At 38.8% G+C, this 19,322-nt stretch carries 16 protein-coding genes; 10 read left to right on the plus strand and 6 right to left on the minus strand.

Annotated features, from left to right (window positions below; genetic code table 11):
- Positions 1–190: 190 nt before the first annotated feature.
- From GTK47_RS03395 to hemN, 4 genes are all read left to right on the plus strand, one after another.
- Positions 191–865 carry a CsgG/HfaB family protein gene (locus tag GTK47_RS03395; RefSeq protein ID WP_075671346.1) on the plus strand — a complete coding sequence of 225 codons (675 nt, stop codon included), beginning with the start codon at positions 191–193 and terminating at the stop codon, positions 863–865.
- 24 nt (positions 866–889) lie between these two features.
- On the plus strand, positions 890–1,243 hold the full coding sequence (locus GTK47_RS03400; protein WP_165122146.1) for a DUF4810 domain-containing protein: 354 nt from the start codon (positions 890–892) through the stop codon (positions 1,241–1,243).
- Positions 1,240–1,896: a DUF799 domain-containing protein gene (locus tag GTK47_RS03405; RefSeq protein ID WP_165122147.1), complete on the plus strand. Its 657-nt coding sequence runs from the start codon at positions 1,240–1,242 to the stop codon at positions 1,894–1,896. Before GTK47_RS03400 ends, GTK47_RS03405 begins: the two co-directional genes overlap by 4 nt.
- 868 nt (positions 1,897–2,764) lie before the next feature.
- Positions 2,765–4,138: an oxygen-independent coproporphyrinogen III oxidase gene (gene hemN / locus GTK47_RS03410; RefSeq protein ID WP_165122148.1), complete on the plus strand. Its 1,374-nt coding sequence runs from the start codon at positions 2,765–2,767 to the stop codon at positions 4,136–4,138.
- Positions 4,139–4,158: 20 nt separating this feature from the next.
- Here the strand turns inward: hemN and glnG are convergent, their stop codons facing one another.
- From glnG to glnA, 3 genes are all read right to left on the minus strand, one after another.
- Entirely contained in the window at positions 4,159–5,583 is a 1,425-nt protein-coding gene (gene glnG, locus GTK47_RS03415) for a nitrogen regulation protein NR(I) (protein ID WP_165122149.1), read from the minus strand.
- A gap of 10 nt (positions 5,584–5,593) precedes the next feature.
- Positions 5,594–6,640 (minus strand): nitrogen regulation protein NR(II), encoded by a 1,047-nt coding sequence (gene glnL / locus GTK47_RS03420; protein ID WP_165122150.1) that lies wholly within the window; start codon positions 6,638–6,640, stop codon positions 5,594–5,596.
- A gap of 186 nt (positions 6,641–6,826) precedes the next feature.
- Positions 6,827–8,236 carry a glutamate--ammonia ligase gene (glnA, locus tag GTK47_RS03425; protein ID WP_088494326.1) on the minus strand — a complete coding sequence of 470 codons (1,410 nt, stop codon included), beginning with the start codon at positions 8,234–8,236 and terminating at the stop codon, positions 6,827–6,829.
- Between the two features lie 359 nt (positions 8,237–8,595).
- Here glnA and typA point away from each other — a divergent pair, with 359 nt between their 5' ends.
- The 5 genes from typA to rluF all read left to right on the plus strand — a co-directional run bounded on the left by typA (position 8,596) and on the right by rluF (position 14,022).
- Positions 8,596–10,431, plus strand: coding sequence for a ribosome-dependent GTPase TypA (typA, locus tag GTK47_RS03430; RefSeq protein ID WP_165122151.1), 1,836 nt, complete (start codon positions 8,596–8,598; stop codon positions 10,429–10,431).
- A 461-nt stretch (positions 10,432–10,892) separates the two neighbouring features.
- Complete coding sequence (gene yihX / locus GTK47_RS03435; protein WP_165122152.1) at positions 10,893–11,510, plus strand: glucose-1-phosphatase; 618 nt, start codon at positions 10,893–10,895, stop codon at positions 11,508–11,510.
- Between the two features lie 67 nt (positions 11,511–11,577).
- Positions 11,578–12,015 carry a D-aminoacyl-tRNA deacylase gene (gene dtd / locus GTK47_RS03440; protein ID WP_165122153.1) on the plus strand — a complete coding sequence of 146 codons (438 nt, stop codon included), beginning with the start codon at positions 11,578–11,580 and terminating at the stop codon, positions 12,013–12,015.
- A 36-nt stretch (positions 12,016–12,051) separates the two neighbouring features.
- A complete protein-coding gene (fabY, locus tag GTK47_RS03445) occupies positions 12,052–12,966 on the plus strand; it encodes a fatty acid biosynthesis protein FabY (RefSeq protein WP_165122154.1) in 915 nt (304 codons plus the stop codon).
- A 174-nt stretch (positions 12,967–13,140) separates the two neighbouring features.
- The gene (gene rluF / locus GTK47_RS03450) at positions 13,141–14,022 is read left to right on the plus strand and encodes a 23S rRNA pseudouridine(2604) synthase RluF (protein ID WP_098941675.1); all 882 of its coding nucleotides are present in this window, start codon (positions 13,141–13,143) and stop codon (positions 14,020–14,022) included.
- 91 nt (positions 14,023–14,113) lie between these two features.
- On the opposite strand, the gene GTK47_RS03455 is transcribed toward rluF, so the two are convergent.
- The 3 genes from GTK47_RS03455 to GTK47_RS03465 form a co-directional block, all read right to left on the minus strand.
- Positions 14,114–14,353, minus strand: coding sequence for a hypothetical protein (locus GTK47_RS03455; RefSeq protein ID WP_165122155.1), 240 nt, complete (start codon positions 14,351–14,353; stop codon positions 14,114–14,116).
- An 87-nt stretch (positions 14,354–14,440) separates the two neighbouring features.
- Positions 14,441–16,117: an AsmA family protein gene (locus GTK47_RS03460; protein WP_165122156.1), complete on the minus strand. Its 1,677-nt coding sequence runs from the start codon at positions 16,115–16,117 to the stop codon at positions 14,441–14,443.
- 193 nt (positions 16,118–16,310) lie between these two features.
- Positions 16,311–17,702 carry a uracil-xanthine permease family protein gene (locus GTK47_RS03465; protein ID WP_165122157.1) on the minus strand — a complete coding sequence of 464 codons (1,392 nt, stop codon included), beginning with the start codon at positions 17,700–17,702 and terminating at the stop codon, positions 16,311–16,313.
- Between the two features lie 242 nt (positions 17,703–17,944).
- On the opposite strand from GTK47_RS03465, the gene gltS reads away from it, so the two are divergent.
- Complete coding sequence (gene gltS / locus GTK47_RS03470) at positions 17,945–19,162, plus strand: sodium/glutamate symporter (RefSeq protein ID WP_165122158.1); 1,218 nt, start codon at positions 17,945–17,947, stop codon at positions 19,160–19,162.
- The last annotated feature ends 160 nt before the right edge of the window (positions 19,163–19,322 follow it).

Genomic DNA, 19,322 nt, shown 5'->3' on the forward strand with positions numbered 1-19,322 from the left:
TCCCCGTCGCTGATTGCCTTTATATTATGAATAAGAGCTGATTTATCTTTTAACCTTATTATTACTGAGGTTTATAAGTGTGGGCTTTATGAGCTAAAACTGAAAATTATTATTTCCGTTTATATCAACTCTATTTCAATTAATAGAATGAATATCTATAGGTTTACTTCACCTTTATTGGGTTATTAATATGAATTTAAATAAATTATCGCTTGGTTTGATCTTGGTTTCGGCATCATTACTTGCAGGGTGTGCATCAGAATCTTCGCGCTCTTTAGAAGTTGCTAAAGTTGCAACCTATAACACAACTTATACAGGCACTAAGAGCGCTATTTCTATTGGTAAGTTTGATAACCGTTCTAGTTATATGAATGGAATATTCTCTGATGGAGTTGATAGATTAGGAAATCAATCCAAAACGATTTTAATGACGCACTTACAGCAAACAGGGCGTTTTAATGTATTAGATAGAGCTAACTTATCTGAATTAAAAGAAGAAGCTGGCATTAAAGGACAAAGCCAACAGCTAAAAGGTGCAACATATGTTATCACTGGCGATGTCACTGAATTTGGTCGTAAAGAAGTTGGTGACCGTCAATTATTCGGTATTTTAGGCCGCGGTAAAACACAAGTTGCTTATGCCAAAGTGAACTTAAATGTTGTGAATGTGAATACATCAGAAGTGGTGTTCTCATCTCAAGGCGCGGGCGAATACGAGCTATCTAATCGTGAAATCATTGGGTTTGGTGGAACAGCAAGCTATGACTCAACACTTAACGGTAAAGTGCTTGATTTAGCTATTCGTGAAGCGGTTAATAATTTAGTTGCAGGTATTGAAAGCAATGCTTGGCAGCCTTCAAAATAATGCGCCTTTTATAAGGATATAACGATGTCTAAATCATTAATAAGCCTAGTCCTGGGTGCATTATTGCTGACGGGTTGTACAAGTGGCCCTAAACCACTTTATAACTGGGATAGTTATCAACAAGTGGTGTATCAGCACTATCAACAAAGTGAAAGTGATCCTCAAGCACAAATCGATGCATTAAAGAAAAGTATTGAGCTTTCTCGTGCCAAATCATTAGGTATTCCACCGGGATTACATGCACATTTAGGTATGTTATACGGTGCAACCGGTGCGTTAGATTTAGCGATGGCTGAATTTAGTGAAGAGAAAGCACTTTACCCAGAATCAGCGGAATTTATGGATCGCCTGATGAAAAATAAAGGAATGCAACAATGAGTCGCTTATTTACTTTAATTTGTTTGGCTTTTGCACTGGTATTAACGGGTTGCGCCCAGCCTGTTAAAACAGATTACTCTGCATTTAAACAGAGTAAACCAAAAAGCATTCTAGTCTTGGTGCCCCAAAACCATACAACAGAAGTTGGAGCTGGACACAGTTTCTTATCCCAAGTGACATATCCATTGGCAGAAGCAGGATATTACGTGTTCCCTGTTGCTGTTGTTGAAGAGACATTTAAGCAAAATGGCTTATCCATGGCAGGGGACATTCATGCAGTAAGTCCTAATAAATTACGTGAAATCTTTGGTGCTGATGCTGTTTTATACTTAGATATCACTGAGTTTGGAACGTCATATCAAATTATTTCTAGCGATACGAGAGTGACTGGTGCTGCTAAGCTTGTTGATCTTCGTAATGGTGGCGTGTTGTGGAGCAGTTCTGCAACGGCATCAAGTACAGAAACAGAAGGTTCATCGGGGAGTTTAGTCGGGATGCTGGTTTCAGCGGTTGTGAATCAAATTGTGAATACAGTATCAGATAAAAGCTATCAAATTGCAGGCATAACCAGTGTTCGCTTACTTTCTGCTGGAAATGCGAATGGCATTCTGTATGGTCCTCGTTCTCCTAATTATGGTAAAGAAGCAGAATAAATAAATGCTATAAAATAAGCATAATAAAGAGAAAGGCTCTGCTTATTAACTTTAAAATAAGTAGAGCCTTATTTTATTTATGGATAATGGATAATAAATAATAATTATTCTTATTTGATGCTAGGTAATGCTACATATATTTATTGTAAGATAAACGTGAAATAGAAGAGTGAATAAAAGAGATGAGTTGTTATTGAAGAGATAAACCATCCTTGGTTGCTAGTCCGTTTCCTTCCGTGGTTAATAATCCATAATTCGGGTATATAAAAGAGACTGATTAAATAAGAGAAACGTCAATTAGAATAAGATAAGGTATGGGGGATGCTATCTTTCCTTGTAATATAGCGACCTTTATTCTTTAAATGAGCCTCAAATTTAAATCAAAACACGACTTAGTTGGATATTAATCAATGTTTGTCTCTAGGATATGTAATATTATAATTTAGGTAAAGATATAATTATTGCTATTATTACAATCATCGAATTAAGAGGGAATAAAAGAATAATAAAACTAATATAACGAGATATTTAATTAATTTAAATCGTATTTTGAGTAATATATCGTTTTAAACTCGGCGTAAAAGTTTTCTTCTGATATTCCACGATGAATTAAAACTACTAACATATTGAATAAACTTAATTTATTCATGAATATTTTTAATGGATAAGACTATTTTTATATAATGTGACTTACATCACGTCGAATATTTAAGTGTTATCGCCTATCAATAAGAAGAAAGGGATTTATACGATACCTCTTTCGATCATATTCAGTTCTCGATTTATTGGTTACACTATTCTTTCAGATATTCATAATGTCTGTTTGCTGGTATGAAATATCAGCGGTTCACTTTTGGAAGGTAGAGGCATGTCAGAACAAACAATTATTTGGGATCTTGACCTGATCCATAAGTATAACTATTCAGGTCCTCGCTATACATCATACCCAACAGCATTAGAGTTTAATCAGCAATATGGCGATGATGATTTTATCAAAGCGACTCAACGTTATCTTGAGCGTCCTTTATCGCTTTATATTCATATCCCTTTCTGCCATAAGCTGTGCTATTTCTGCGGTTGTAATAAAATTATTACTCGGCATAAACATAAGGCAGATGAATATCTTGATGTTTTAGAAAAAGAAATTATTAACAGAGCTCGTTATTTTAAAGACAGAAAAGTGACTCAAATGCATTGGGGTGGGGGCACACCTACTTTTCTGGATAAGCAACAAATTAGCCGATTGGTTTCACTATTACGTCACCATTTTCATTTTGTTGATAATGCAGAACTCTCTATCGAAATCGATCCTCGAGAAATTGAGCTAGATGTTATTGATCATCTACGTCATGAAGGGTTTAATCGCCTGAGTATGGGAGTGCAAGATTTCAATAAAGAAGTGCAACAAAAAGTCAATCGTGAGCAAGATGAAGCGTTTATTTTTTCATTGGTAGAGCGTGCGCGTGAAGTGGGTTTTCACTCCACCAGCATTGACTTAATTTATGGTTTACCTAAGCAAACCAAAGAGAGTTTTGCTTTTACATTAAAACGCGTTATTGAATTATCACCTGATAGATTGAGTGTTTTCAATTATGCACACTTACCTAATTTATTCGCTGCTCAGCGTAAAATTAAAGATGAAGATCTCCCTTTAGCTGAAGAAAAATTAGAAATATTACAAGAAACCATTTCTACGCTGACAACAAATGGCTATCAGTTTATTGGTATGGATCACTTTGCTAAACCTGATGACGAATTAGCAGTTGCTCAGCGTAAAGGTATTTTACATCGTAATTTCCAAGGTTATACCACTCATGAAGAGTGTGATTTATTAGGTATGGGTGTTTCTGCAATAAGTATGTTAGGCGATAACTACGCGCAAAATGAAAAAGTATTGAAAGAGTATTATGCGCGTGTCAATAGTGAAGGGAATGCACTATGGCGAGGTTTATCTCTGACTAATGATGATTGTATTCGTCGAGATGTCATTAAAACCTTAATTTGTAATTTTAGTCTGCATTTTTCTGATATTGAAAAAATGCACAATATTGCCTTCCATGACTATTTTAAAGAAGATTTAGAATTACTTGTGCCAATGAAGGATGACGGTTTAGTTGAAATAACAGCAGATGGTATTCAAGTTACACCACGAGGACGTTTGCTTATTCGTAATATCTGTATGTGTTTTGATACCTATTTACGAAATCAAATGCGCCAACGTCAATTCTCGCGTGTTATTTAATCGATGAAGGGGGTAGAGGATCAATATTCCTCTATCCCTAACTCTTTTAATTTACGGGTTAATGTATTTCTACCCCAACCTAACAATCTTGCCGCATCTTGTTTATGTCCTTGAGTGTATGCCAAAGCACTAAGTAATAATGTGCGTTCAAATTGAGGTAGGGCATCTGTTAAGATGTTTTCTTTCCCTTCTCCTAATGCTTCATCTGCCCATAATGAAAGATGTTGTGACCAATGTTGAGAAGAAGCAATTCGACTAATATTTTTTGTCTTTTCATCAGATTGGCGAATTTCTTGTGGTAAATCTTGAGGCATAATCTCTTGGCTTGCCGTCATTACCGTTAACCAGCGACACACATTCTCTAATTGTCTGACGTTACCTGACCAGTTGTACTCCATCATTATTTGTAAACTTTGCTGATGAAGCGCTTTGGTTTCGACACCTAATTCTTTAGCTGTTTTTTGCAGAAAATAGCGCGCTAAGCTGGGAATATCTTCAGTTCTATCACGTAATGGGGGTAACTGAATGCGTATTACATTGAGTCGATGATAGAGATCTTCACGAAAATCACCTGCTTGAACTCGTTTTTCTAAATCTTGATGTGTAGCGGCAATAATACGCACATCGACTTTTACAGGGGCATAACCACCGACTCGATAGAATTGCCCTTCAGCAAGGACTCGCAGTAAACGTGTTTGAATATCAAGAGGCATATCACCAATTTCATCAAGAAACAGAGAACCACCATTCGCTTGTTCAAATCGACCTTGACGTACTTGAGAGGCTCCTGTGAATGCGCCCTTTTCGTGACCAAAAAGCTCTGATTCAATCAAGTCTTTAGGAATAGCGGCCATATTTAAGGCAATAAAAGGAGAGGAAGCCCTTGGACTGTGGCGATGTAATGCATGTGCTACTAGCTCTTTCCCTGTTCCCGACTCCCCATTAATCAGCACACTAATTGAGGAGCGAGAAAGCCGACCAATAATACGGTAGACCTCTTGCATTGCAGGTGCTTCACCTATCATATCTGAAACTGATTGCAGTGAGGTTTCATCGGTACTTGGTTGTTTTTGCTCTCGATAATGAGTAATGGCGCGATCAATTAATGCCAATGTTTCATCGATATCGAACGGCTTTGGCAGATAATCAAAAGCCCCTTGTTGATAGGCATTAACAGCTGCATCTAAGTCAGAATGTGCCGTCATAATAATCACGGGCAGCGTCGGATATTGTTCTTTAATTATTTTTAGAAGAGATAAACCATCAATATCAGGCATGCGAATATCTGATAACAATACATCAGGTATTTCTGTATTGAGTGCATTCAGCACATCATTCGCATGTTCAAAGGTTTTACAGAACAGACCTTCACGAGAAATAGCGCGCTCAAGTACCCAGCGAATAGAGCTGTCATCATCAACAACCCATACATTTCCCTTTTGCATTGGTTATCTCCTACTTAATTGGCAAATAAATAGAAAATTCAGTATTTCCGGGCCAACTGGTAAATTCAATTTTACCTGCATGTTGATCCACTAAATTACGTGCAATAGATAGCCCCAATCCATTCCCATCTTCTCTACCACTCACCATGGGGTAAAAAAGCGTATCTTGTAGATGTGGAGGAATGCCATCACCAGTATCAATCACATCAATGCGAGCAACAAGGCGATGGCGTTCGCCATGAAGTGTGACTTGAAAAGCAGTACGGGTACGTAAAATAATCGTTCCTCCTGTTTTTTCAACGGCTTGTAATGCATTGCGTGTAATATTTAGGAGTACTTGTTCTATTTGATCTGGGTAATGTGATAACTCAGGTAAGCTCGGATCGTAATCTTTTAGCAAGGAGACATTTTCAGGGCATTCAAGCGAAATAAGCTGAGCAACGCGCTCAACAACATGATGAATGCTCTGATGTATTTTTGTCCCCGGGTGTTGAGGGCCAAGTAATCGGTCCACCAGCACTCGTAGGCGATCAGCTTGTTCAATAATGACTTGCGTGTATTCCGTTAAGGCTGGATCAGGTAAGGATTTTGCCAGCAACTGAGCCGCACCCCTTAATCCTCCTAACGGATTTTTAATTTCATGTGCCAGCCCCCTAACCAATTCCCTAGCAGCCATTTGCTGGGCTTGTTGGATCTGCTCTTGGCTTAACCGGCGTTGACTATCCATAGGCGCCAGTTCCAGCAAAATATGTTGCTCGGAAAGAGGTTGGGCACTGAGCGACATTGTGTGTGATTGGTTATTAACAACCAATATCACTTCATTGTCGGTAAAGCTTTGTCCATTCGCTAATGTTTCACGCATTAAATCAGCGTCAAAAGAGTAATAGCTGAAAAGGGCAGTGAAAGGCGTTTCAAATAATTTTCGACGGCTTTGTGCTAAAACCTGCAACGCAGAATGATTTGCGTAGCAAATAATAAACTCTTTGTTGATAACCAATACAGAGTGTATCAATGAGTCTAAAATTAATGTGTTATCAGGTAAGTCTGCCGTTTCCATATTGAATACCCCATTGCACCATTTTAGTGCATCTTACCTTTATTACATTAATGCACCAATGCGTAAGTGAAAAGACTGACTCCTTAAGTGGGAGAAAAGTGCCCATCCGAAGATGGGCAAAATAGCTTCACGGCAAAAAAAAACAGTTTTACATCTAGGCTTAAGTGTTTATTAGTAAAAATAGTCTTAAGCGCTGTAATACATTTCAAATTCAAGAGGATGTGGAGCCATACGTACACGTTGAACATCAGCACGTAATAATTCTAAATAAGCATCAATAGCATCATCAGTAAATACACCACCGCGAGTTAAGAATTCACGATCTGCATTTAATGTATTCAATGCTTCTTCTAATGAACCTGCGACAGTTGGGATCTCTTTCGCTTCTTCTGGTGGTAAGTCATAGAGGTTTTTATCCATAGCATCACCAGGGTGAATTTTATTGATAATTCCATCAAGACCAGCCATTAACTGTGCAGCAAACGCAAGGTAAGGGTTTGCTAACGGATCTGGGAAACGCACTTCAATACGGCGCGCTTTCATGCTAGCAACAACAGGAATACGAATTGACGCTGAACGGTTACGTGCAGAGTAAGCCAGCATTACAGGTGCTTCAAAACCCGGAACTAAACGTTTGTAAGAGTTAGTGGTTGGGTTAGTAAATGCATTTAATGCACGAGCATGTTTGATAATACCGCCGATATAATACAGCGCCATTTCAGATAATCCGCCGTATTTGTCGCCAGCAAACAGGTTTACACCGTTTTTAGACAGTGACATATGGCAGTGCATACCTGAACCATTATCACCAACTAATGGTTTTGGCATAAAGGTCGCGGTTTTACCAAATACGTGAGCGACGTTTTGTACCACGTATTTATAAATTTGGGTTTCATCTGCTTTTTTGGTCATAGTATTAAAGCGAGTAGCCACTTCATTTTGACCCGCAGTTGCTACTTCATGGTGATGAGCCTCAACAACTAAGCCCATTTCTTCCATGATGTTACACATAGTAGAACGAATATCTTGTGATGAATCGACTGGTGGCAGAGGGAAATAACCCCCTTTAACCATTGGGCGGTGACCTTTGTTGCCGTCTTCATATTTGGTATTTGTATTCCATGCAGCTTCAATATCATTGATAGCGTAAGAAGCGCCTGAAATATCGTTTTTGAAACGAATATCATCAAACAGGAAGAATTCTGGCTCTGGTCCAAACAGCACTGTGTCTGCGATACCACTTGATTTTAAATAGTCTTCAGCACGTTTTGAGATAGAACGTGGGTCGCGATCGTAACCTTGCATTGTGCCAGGTTCTAAAACGTCGCAACGAATAATCAGGGTTGGATCTTGGAAAAATGGGTCAAGCATTGCAGTTGTTGCATCTGGCATCAGTACCATGTCTGATTCGTTAATGCCTTTCCAGCCACCAATAGAAGAACCATCGAACATTTTTCCTTCTTCAAAGAAATCATCGTTAACCTGATGAGCCGGAATAGTAAGATGTTGTTCTTTACCGCGGGTATCAGTGAAACGTAAGTCAATATATCTAACTTTATGTTCTTCAATCATGGATAACACATGTTCAAGGGACATAGGAACTCTCCTGGCGAATGGTTTTATTGAGTGCAGTGGCCTTACACATTTTTCGGTGAATTTTTTGCTCACCTAAATTCTATTGCGAAAAGCATGCCAACTTATCTAAAAAGGGATATATACTGTATTGATGAAGTTTAGTGTAGAATATCTCCTGTGATTTTTTAATTATTGCACAAAGTTGGTGCAAATTAAGCCTAATTAGTTGCACTATTTTGGTGCAATCGAACGGATGCTACTAAATTCTGAGGCGTGAAAAGGATCACAATTCAATTAATTGCATATTGTTAAGCAATCATTATTGTGATCTTGTTTAGTCTCTCGTCTAAAGCGTGTACAATACTGCGCTTATTTCTACAATGCCTGAGGCAAATTTTGTGATCGAAAACTTGCGTAATATCGCCATCATCGCCCACGTTGACCATGGTAAAACAACTATCGTCGATAAATTACTACAGCAATCTGGTACGTTCGGCGAACGTGAAACCGTTGCTGAGCGCGTGATGGACTCAAATGATCTCGAAAGAGAGCGCGGAATTACTATTCTTGCGAAAAATACAGCGATTAAATGGAATGACTATCGTATCAATATCGTAGATACCCCAGGACACGCCGACTTCGGTGGTGAGGTAGAACGCGTTATGTCTATGGTAGACTGCGTTCTATTGCTGGTTGACGCGATGGATGGCCCAATGCCACAAACTCGTTTTGTGACACAAAAAGCGTTTGCTAACAACTTAAAACCAATTGTTGTTATCAATAAAGTTGACCGCCCTGGTGCGCGTCCAGACTGGGTTGTTGATCAGGTATTTGACCTGTTCGTAAACTTAGGCGCAACTGACGAACAACTTGATTTCCCAATTATCTATGCATCTGCATTAAACGGTATTGCGGGAACAGATTACAATGACATGGCTGAAGATATGACTCCGTTATACGAAGCTATTGTCAAATATGTAGAGCCACCAAAAGTTGATCTGGAAGGTACATTCCAGATGCAAATTTCTCAGTTGGACTACAACAACTACATGGGTGTTATCGGTATCGGTCGTATCAAGCGTGGTAAGGTTAAACCTAACCAACAAATCACTCTCATCGATAGTGAAGGTAATACTCGTAACGGTAAAGTCGGTAAAGTATTAGGTCACTTAGGCTTAGAACGTATCGAAGTTGAAGTAGCAGAAGCTGGCGATATCATCGCAATTACAGGCTTAGGTGAATTGAATATTTCTGATACGATCTGCGAAACAGGTGCTGTTGAAGCATTACCTGCATTAGCCGTTGATGAACCAACTGTTAGCATGTATTTCTGTGTTAATACTTCACCTTTCTGTGGTCGTGAAGGTAAGTTTGTGACTTCTCGTCAGATTTTAGATCGTCTGAAAAAAGAGTTAGTCCATAACGTAGCATTACGTGTAGAAGAAACTGAAGACCCAGATGCATTCCGTGTATCAGGTCGTGGTGAGCTTCACCTGTCAGTTCTGATTGAAAATATGCGTCGTGAAGGTTTCGAATTAGGTGTATCTCGTCCTAAAGTTATCTTCCGTGATATTGACGGCCGTAAACAAGAGCCTTTCGAACAAGTAACTATCGATATTGAAGAACAGCACCAAGGTGATGTGATGCAAGCGATGGGTGAACGTAAAGGCGAAATGCGTGATATGCAACCAGATGGTAAAGGACGTGTACGTTTAGACTACATTATCCCTAGCCGTGGTCTGATTGGTTTCCGTACTGAATTTATGACCATGACATCAGGTACTGGTTTACTGTATGCAACATTCAGTCACTATGATGATGTTCGTCCAGGTGAAATCGGTCGCCGTAATAACGGTGTTATGATCTCTAATGGCCAAGGTAAAGCCGTTGCTTACGCACTGTATAGCTTACAAGACCGCGGTAAATTATTCGTTACTCATGGTGCAGAAGTTTATGAAGGCCAAGTGATTGGTATTCATACTCGCTCTAATGACTTAACAGTAAACTGTTTGACGGGTAAAAAGCTGACTAACATGCGTGCTTCTGGTACAGATGAGGCGACAACGCTGACTCCACACCTGAAACAAACATTAGAACAAGCATTAGAATTTATTGATGACGATGAGTTAGTTGAAGTCACTCCGCAGTCTATCCGTCTGCGTAAGCGTTATCTGTCAGAAAACGATCGTCGTCGTGCTTACCGTAGCAAAGACTAATTCGTTATTCTGATAACATAATTCTTAGGGCGCGTTAGCGCCCTGAGTTTATACTCGCCATACTTCAAGTTACAGAGTTGGTTGCGTTTAACTAGTCGCCTAGCTGTAACTTAAATTATTTAGAGTATGTGGTACTAGTTGTACTATAAGACGAATGCGGTGGAACATTTGCCACCGCATAAGTTTTTCTCTTCCTGCCTCTCTTTTCTTACCTTTTATTTCTCAAGCTGCATTTACAATTTAAGTATTTTTTTCTGGTATCAATATCAAAAGTTATCATCCAGCCTATTATGCATTATAGATAATGATGCTTTTAGTCTCATTTTTCGTCTCCCCCTATTCTGGTTTTATGTTTTACAAAAAAATTAAGTGTGATTATTGTACTTTTTTGGTGTTTAAGCCTGTTCAGTAAAGCGATTTATGATTAAAGTAAAATGAGTTTTCTATTATGGAGAGGATTTATGCTTTATATCTTTGATATGGGTAATGTGATTATTGATATCGATTTTAACCGGGTATTCGCAGTATGGAGTAAGCTCAGTGGTGTTCCATTAGCGAACATAAAAAAGAATTTCACCACAGGAGAGATCTTTAAATTACACGAACGCGGCAATATTACAGACATCGAGTTTGCAGAAGAAATTAGTTCAGAATTAGAAATGAATTTAAGTTTTGAGCAATTTGCTGAAGGATGGCAGGCTATTTTTATCGCAATTCGCCCTGAAGTCATTGATATAATGAATAAGTTAAGAGAGCAAGGACATCGGGTTGTGGTGTTATCAAATACTAACCGTTTACACCAAGATTACTGGCCAGAACACTATCCTGAAATAGCTGCCTCAGCAGATTTCCTCTATCTATCTCAAGATATCGGTATGAGAAAACCAGATCCTGAAATCTATAAGTATGTTTTACAGTCTGAAGACATTGAAGCACAAGATGCCGTTTTCTTTGATGATGTGAAAGCCAATGTTGATGCAGCTATTGCTGTGGGCATGAAAGGTGTACATGTCCTTGATAAACAAACTGTCATTGACTACTTCAAAGATTATGATTTTTCTCTCCCAGTAGAAGAATAATGCTATTGTAAGGATAACAATGGATTGAATTTGTTATCCTTTTTTATTGATTTATTTTGGAGAGAGTATGATTGCGTTAATTCAACGAGTGACACAGGCGAAAGTGGATATTGCAGGTGAAACAGTCGGCGCTATTAATCAAGGTTTGTTGGTTTTATTAGGTGTCGAGAAAGACGACAACGAACAGAAAGCCAAAAGATTATGTGAAAAAGTGTGCAGTTATCGCATATTTAGCGATGAAAACGACAAGATGAACCTAAATGTGCAACAAGCCGGTGGCAGTTTATTAGTCGTCTCTCAATTCACACTGGCCGCAGAAACACAAAAAGGAATGCGCCCTGGTTTTTCGAATGGTGCGCCTCCTGAATTAGCGAAAAACCTCTACCATTACTTTATAGAACAATGCCAGCAGCAAGGTTTAGAAACACAAACAGGCCAATTCGCCGCGGATATGCAAATCACACTGACTAATGACGGCCCAGTCACCTTTTGGTTGCAGGTATAACGTCGAACATGTAGTGATGTTAAAAGGAGCTCAGATATGTACCATTTACGAACCCCAAAAACAGAGGCGGAGTTTGATGTCTATTATGCTTTTCGCTGGGAAATGCTTCGTAAACCTCTACATCAACCTGAAGGCTCTGAAAAAGACGGTTATGATACCCTTGCTCATCACCAAATGGTTGTCGATGAAACCGGGCAACCTGTCGCGATAGGACGGCTTTATATTAATGCGGATAACGAAGGCGCTATCCGCTTTATGGCAGTACGTACAGATGCACAAGGTAAAGGTTTAGGCACTCTTGTCGCTATGGCGCTAGAATCATTGGCTCGCCAAGAAGGTATAAAGCGGATCGTGTGTAGTGCAAGAGAAGAGTCTGTAAATTTCTTTGAAAAATTGGGTTATGAAAATTGTGGTCTAGTCACTGGCCCTCAAACCACACCCATTAAGCACTTTTTTATGAAGAAAAGTATTGAGTCTTTAGATGATATTCTTCATCGACCTGATTGGTGTGCTGAATTACAAAAGCAGTGGCACCAACATATTCCTTTAAGTGAGAAAATGGGATTACGTATTACTCAATATACGGGAACCCGTTTTTATACCACTATCCCTGAAGCGGGAAACCAAAATCCTCATCACACTATTTTTGCAGGCAGCCAATTTTCACTCGCAACATTAACAGGTTGGGGATTGATTTGGCTATTAATGCGAGAGCATAAGCTGCAAGGTGATATTGTGCTGGTGGATGCTCATATTCGTTATCGCAAACCAGTATCAGGGCGTCCTGCGGCCGTTGCAGATATGGAAAATTTAAGCGGGGATTTAGGGCGATTAGCGAAGGGTAGCAAGGCTCGCATTAAGCTAGATGTTGATATTTGTGGTGATGAAGGTGTGGGTGCTGTTTTTAGTGGTACTTATATTGTTTTGCCTTCACAAAATAAGCAGTGTTGAGTGTATTCTATTTAATTAATTGAATTTAATCTATTTTTTGCCTTTCTTGCGGACATTTTTGTTATTTTTTTTACGTTAAAGCGTGGAGATAATCAATCTATGCTTTAATGCTTATTTTATAGTGTTTCTATCGCTATCCAATTGATGTATATTTCGCAGTTTACGGAGGGAAGCATGGACACCAATTTATCTACTCGTCTTAATAAATATATCAGTGAAAGCGGGATCTGCTCACGCCGTGAGGCTGACCGTTATATTGAGCAAGGACTTGTCCTTATTAATGGCAAGCGCGCCGGTATTGGTGACCAAGTATTTGCTGGCGATGAAGTCAAAGTCAATGGTCGATTGATTGAAGCACAGGATAACTCTGAGCTGGTTTTGATTGCACTGAATAAGCCAGTGGGAATTGTCAGTACCACAGATGATGGCGAAAAAGATAATATTGTTGACTATGTTAACCACAGTACTCGTATTTTCCCAATTGGACGTTTAGATAAAGATTCACAAGGATTGATTTTCCTGACCAACCACGGCGATTTAGTGAATAAAATCCTACGTGCAGGTAATGATCACGAAAAAGAGTACCTTGTGACAGTGAATAAGCCGATTACAGATGAGTTTATTCATGGAATGGGTGCTGGTGTTCCTATCATGGGACAAAAAACCAAGAAATGTAAGGTGAAGAAAGAAGCGCCGATGGTGTTTCGTATTACCTTAGTTCAAGGGTTAAACCGCCAAATTCGTCGTATGTGTGAATATTTTGGTTATGAAGTCACCAAGCTTGAGCGTATTCGTATTATGAATGTGAGCTTGTCGGGATTGCCTGTTGGTGAATGGCGTGATTTGACGGATGATGAGCTGATTACCTTATTTGAAGCGATTGAAAAATCAACTTCTGAAGCACCGCCAAAACCAAAGCAAAATAAGCCGAAAAAACAAATCAGTAGTAATGCAAAAGCATTGGGTATTCATATTCCTCAAACAAAAACCAAAGAAACGGAAAATAATTCCCGTAAGCGTTTTGTTCAGCCAGGTCGTAAAAAGAAAAAACGTTAATTTCATCTGTAAAGATATGATAAAAACAAAAAAACACCTGAAAGGGTGTTTTTTGTTTGTTCTATTTAAGACAAATTACACATCGATAAATTTAGTCTAAATCAAGCTCATCTAATTTATTTTGGCGACGTTCAAGTACGATCGCTGCAAGTTCGGCATCCATAACTCGCTCAATCAATACATCATAGTCTTCTTTAGAAAGGCAATAGAACAACGGAGTTTTGTTGTCATCACACACAAGCAGTGTGCTGTTATCTTCAAGTGCAGTTAAAGGAGATTGTTGAAACACATTTAAAGATATTTTTTCAGGGGAAAAATCTTCGTCAGACATGAAAACTCCACAATAAAGAAAAAGGCAATAGCGCATTGTAACGCTTTTTATAAAGGGAGCAATCCGTGCTCCTGCGAAAGATCAATATTATAGGTGATTAATTATTTCGCCATTTTGTATCACTGAGTTGAGTATTTGTTGCTCACCTTTACTCCCAGTTAATGTGCCATTAAGTGTTGGTTCTACTGGGTTTGAACGTAAATCACCTTTCAATTTTAGTGTGAATTGGCCTACTTCGTCAGAGTAGGTTGTTTTTAAGCCTAATGTGTAAGGCGTTGATAAAGGTACATTTAGCCCATTAGCAATAAGTGAAAATTGGCGCTGTTGGTTAGATTGCACTAAACCGGCTGAACCTCGAACAATGCCATCACCAATAAATGCTGAATATTGCTCAACGATAGCGTTGTCTTGTTGAGTGACAATTTTTAAATCAGGGCGACGTAATTCAATACGATTTAATGTACCACTATCAGCATTAAATACCGCTGAGCCTTGCCATAATCCCCATTCACCTTCTTTTGCAATCACTAAGTTTTGCAGCTTTCCTGTTAAGTTAGTGAATTGGAATGGAAATTCTGGCGTGATATCAATCAAAATGGATTGATTGATAGATAACTGTTCGATAGTGATATTTTGAATATTACTCTTATCATCTATTGGTTTAGCTAAAAATGTGAGCCAATTTTCAGGTAGCGTATATAAAAGACCTGATAATGTGGCGTCTTGGATCGTGATGGTTTTATTGTCTTTATTCCAATGACCTGCAAGTTTAATTAAGCCTTTCTCGTAGCGTAGGCTGAGGCTATCTAAATTGAGTTGATTGTTTTGCTGGTTGAGTTTTGCGATAAGATCAGTGAAGTGTTCATCTTGAAAAACAACATCATTTGTATTGAATTCACCAGTTGTAAATGAAAGAGCGTTATCCCAACTAAACTGAGAAAATTGCCCATCAAATCCACTGACTGCCCACTGTTTTCCTTCAGCAGTAAAATCAACAATATTAAGTGATCTTATATTAATACGAGGGTATTCCGAGAGAGACTGAACTAATTCGTTAAAGGTTTGCGAGGATTGCCAGCGCAACCCATTCATATAAACATCATCAAATTTCCATTGATTATCTTGATATTGCCCACTTAAAGATAGTGAACCATTAAGTATACGAGTACCTAATCTCTCTATTTGAATACTATTTGGCTGATATTGCCCAGAGATAATAAAATTGCTGAATTCATTATTATTTACCATGCCATTAGCAATAGAAAATTGGAAATGGCCCGCTCCTATCAAATCGGTTGATGTTGGGAGCCACGGCGTAATACCGCCAGTCACTTTCTTGGCATCAAAAGAAAAATTAGTTTTTTCACTACTTAGTGCCATATTTTTAAATTGTAATATATCGGCACTTAATGGTATTGAAGGTGTTTTGTCTGCAAACTCAATATTGCCATTTTCTAATGTAATTTTTTGCAGATGAGAAGGGGTGGTAAAAAATTGCCAATTAAATCGAATTTGTGCTGATTTTGCTGATACTGTGGCTTTATCTTGTTTAGGATTAACGAGGAGATCGTGAACAATGACTTGCTCGGGTTGCATTAGATCATGCTCAATACCTGAGAAGCGAATATCATAGTCAGAGTATTGTGTCAGCCATTCACTGGTTTTCTGCGCGCCCCACTGAGTCTGAATAAAAGCGTAAATTATAATAATAAATAAAATAACGATAAGTATCAGAGATACCAAACTTTTCATCAGCCAGCGCATAACCCTTCTCCTGTTTTATACTCCATCAAAACATTATACAGTTATGCCTGAAAACTAGACGATGCTCAAGTATTCATCGGATAAATCAAAGAGATTCCACTCGTTTGTTTGTCGTGTCCATATGACAAGTATTAAAAAAGCGCTATTTTTAATTATGAAAATAACGCTTTTTTATTCTGTTGCTAATTAATGATTATTTTTCTGGTGGGAAAATCAGATTTAAAATAATGGCTGTTAAACCGCCTGCAGCAATACCTGATGACAACAACGTTTTTAGCCAATCAGGGGCAAACTGCAATATTTGAGGCTGTTGTGAAACACCCAACCCTACCGCAAGTGAAATCGCAAGGATCATGATGGCTCTGCGGTTTAATGCCTCTTTAGAAACAATACGTACACCTGACGCCGCTATCGTACCGAACATCACTAATGTGGCTCCGCCTAATACGGGTTCAGGAATTCTTTGCACAAACTCTGCAACGAATGGAAATAAGCCTAAGATAACGAGCATTGCTGCAACAACATAGCCTACATAGCGACTAGCAACGCCGGTTAATTGGATTACACCATTATTTTGACCAAAACAAGAGTTTGGGAAGGTATTAAAGAATGCTGAAACCATAGAGTTAATCCCATTAGCCAATACGCCCCCTTTGATGCGTTTCATATACACAGGACCACTGACTGGTTGTTCTGAAACATCAGAAGTCGCGGTAATATCCCCAATAGTTTCTAGTGATGTGATCATAAACACCAGCATTAAAGGAATAAGTAAATGCCAATCAAATGACAGCCCATAATAAAACGGCTCAGGAATAGTCATAAAAGGTGTTTCTTGATGTTCTACGGGAGTGGGCAACATATCTAAAGCCCAAGCAAGAACATAACCCACAGCCATTGCAATGACCAAAGAAGCAACTCGTAAGTAAGGATTTTTTTGTCGATTAAGTAAAATAATAACGATAAGAACAGAGCCTGCTAATAACAAGTTTTGTGGTGAACCAAAGGTATTATTCTCGATGGCTGCATAACCACCACCAATAGAGGTTAATCCAACTTGAATTAAAGAGAGGCCGATTATCATTACTACGACACCAGAAACTAACGGTGTAATGATACGTCTTGCTAAGTGAAGTACACGAGAAAGTAGTATTTCGGTTAATGAGGCGACCATTAATGTCCCAAAAAGGGCTGCCATCATCGTTGGAATATCAGCCCCACCATTTTTAAGTGCTAATCCTCCCATAATGAGCGGAGCAACAAAGTTGAAGCTCGTCCCTTGAATTGATAATAATCCTGAACCTATCGGTCCCCAAGCTCGAATTTGAATAAGAGAGGCAATGCCTGATGCAAATAAAGACATGCTAATAATGCGTTGGGTATCGTGTGCAGGTAATCCTAATGCTTGGCAAATGAGGATCGCGGGTGTAATAACCGCGACAAACATAGCTAAAAGATGTTGGCAAGCAGCAAAAAGTGTTTGTGGTAATGGCGGTTTCTCTTCTAAAGCAAAAAGAAGTTCGCTATTTGTTTTAATTGAAACATCACTATTTTTAGGCAAATTTTGATTTTCTGAAGTAACCATGGTGTGAATTTCTTATTCGGCAAAAACGGTATTTTAATGATCTGCGCCACAAAAGCAATCGTTTGCGTAAAAATGATGTTATCAAAATGCATAAGAGGCGCTCACATTTTTATATGTTTTAACTTGTGTTTGTCTCCGTTTTTTTTTCTAATCGGGGATACCTGCTTTTGGCGTTGTTTATGGATGAACTTAGCGTCGTAGTATTTTTATATAAAATTAACAAAATAAGACGGGGTACATAAATGTATCATCTTGATGTTTATGGCACGCTAGTTGCGGCCACTTTGGTTCTCTTGATCGGACGTAAGTTAGTGAAATCTGTTCCTTTTTTAGAACGGTATACGATCCCAGAACCCGTTGCAGGTGGACTACTTGTTGCAGTTCTTCTATTAGCATTCAAATCTTTTATGGACTGGGAAGTGAGTTTTGATCTCTCACTTAAAGATCCATTAATGCTGGCCTTCTTTGCAACAATTGGTTTAAACGCAAACCTTGCGAGTTTAAAAGCGGGAGGAAAAGCGCTTTTTATTTTCGTCTTTGTTGTTGTTGGACTGCTGTTAGTACAAAACACAGTCGGTATTGCGTTAGCAAAAATGTTAGGCCTTGATCCATTAATGGGATTACTGGCTGGCTCGATTACATTATCGGGTGGTCATGGTACAGGTGCGGCTTGGGGTAAAACCTTTGTTGAAAATTATGGTTTTATGAGCGCGTCTGAAGTCGCGATGGCTTGTGCTACTTTTGGTTTAGTTTTAGGTGGTTTGATTGGTGGCCCAGTAGCTCGCTATTTAATCAAAAATATCCCAACGCCGGGATTAGGCGCTGACGATCATGAAATGCCAACAGCGTTTGAGAAGCCGACAACAGGCCGAATGATCACTTCAATGGTTTTATTAGAAACTATTGCGATGATCTCTATTTGTTTAATGGCAGGTACGTTCCTTTCTCAACTGCTAGAAGGTACGGCATTCTCACTACCGACCTTTGTGTGTGTTCTGTTTATTGGTGTTATTTTAAGTAATAGCCTTTCAATGCTTGGGTTCTACCGAGTTTTTGATAGAGCGGTGTCAGTCTTAGGTAACGTGAGTTTATCGTTATTCTTAGCGATGGCATTAATGAGCTTGAAATTATGGGAGCTTGCGTCACTGGCGATACCAATGCTGGTTATCCTTGGTGTTCAAGCAGGTGTAATGGCACTGTATGCAATTTTTGTGACTTTCCGTGTCATGGGTAAAAACTACGATGCCGCGATTTTAGCAGCAGGTCACTGTGGTTTTGGTTTAGGTGCTACACCAACTGCGATTGCGAATATGCAAGCTGTAACAGACCGTTTTGGACCGTCTCATCTTGCGTTCTTAGTCGTACCTATGGTCGGTGCATTCTTCATTGATATTGTGAATGCAATAGTAATTAAATTGTATCTGATGCTACCGTTTTTTACGCCTATAGTGGCGGGGTAGATTGGTTGCTATAAATTAAAATAGCTTCAAAACGTTAAAAAACACCTCAATGTTGGATATCGACATTGAGGTGTTTTTCTATACGGTATTCAATTTACGAATATTTCGAGATCAATCTAAAGCGAGTTTAAACGCACACTAAGCCATGAAAAAGAATAAC

It is taken from the genome of Proteus sp. ZN5, from assembly GCF_011046025.1.
Taxonomy (GTDB): Bacteria; Pseudomonadota; Gammaproteobacteria; order Enterobacterales; family Enterobacteriaceae; genus Proteus.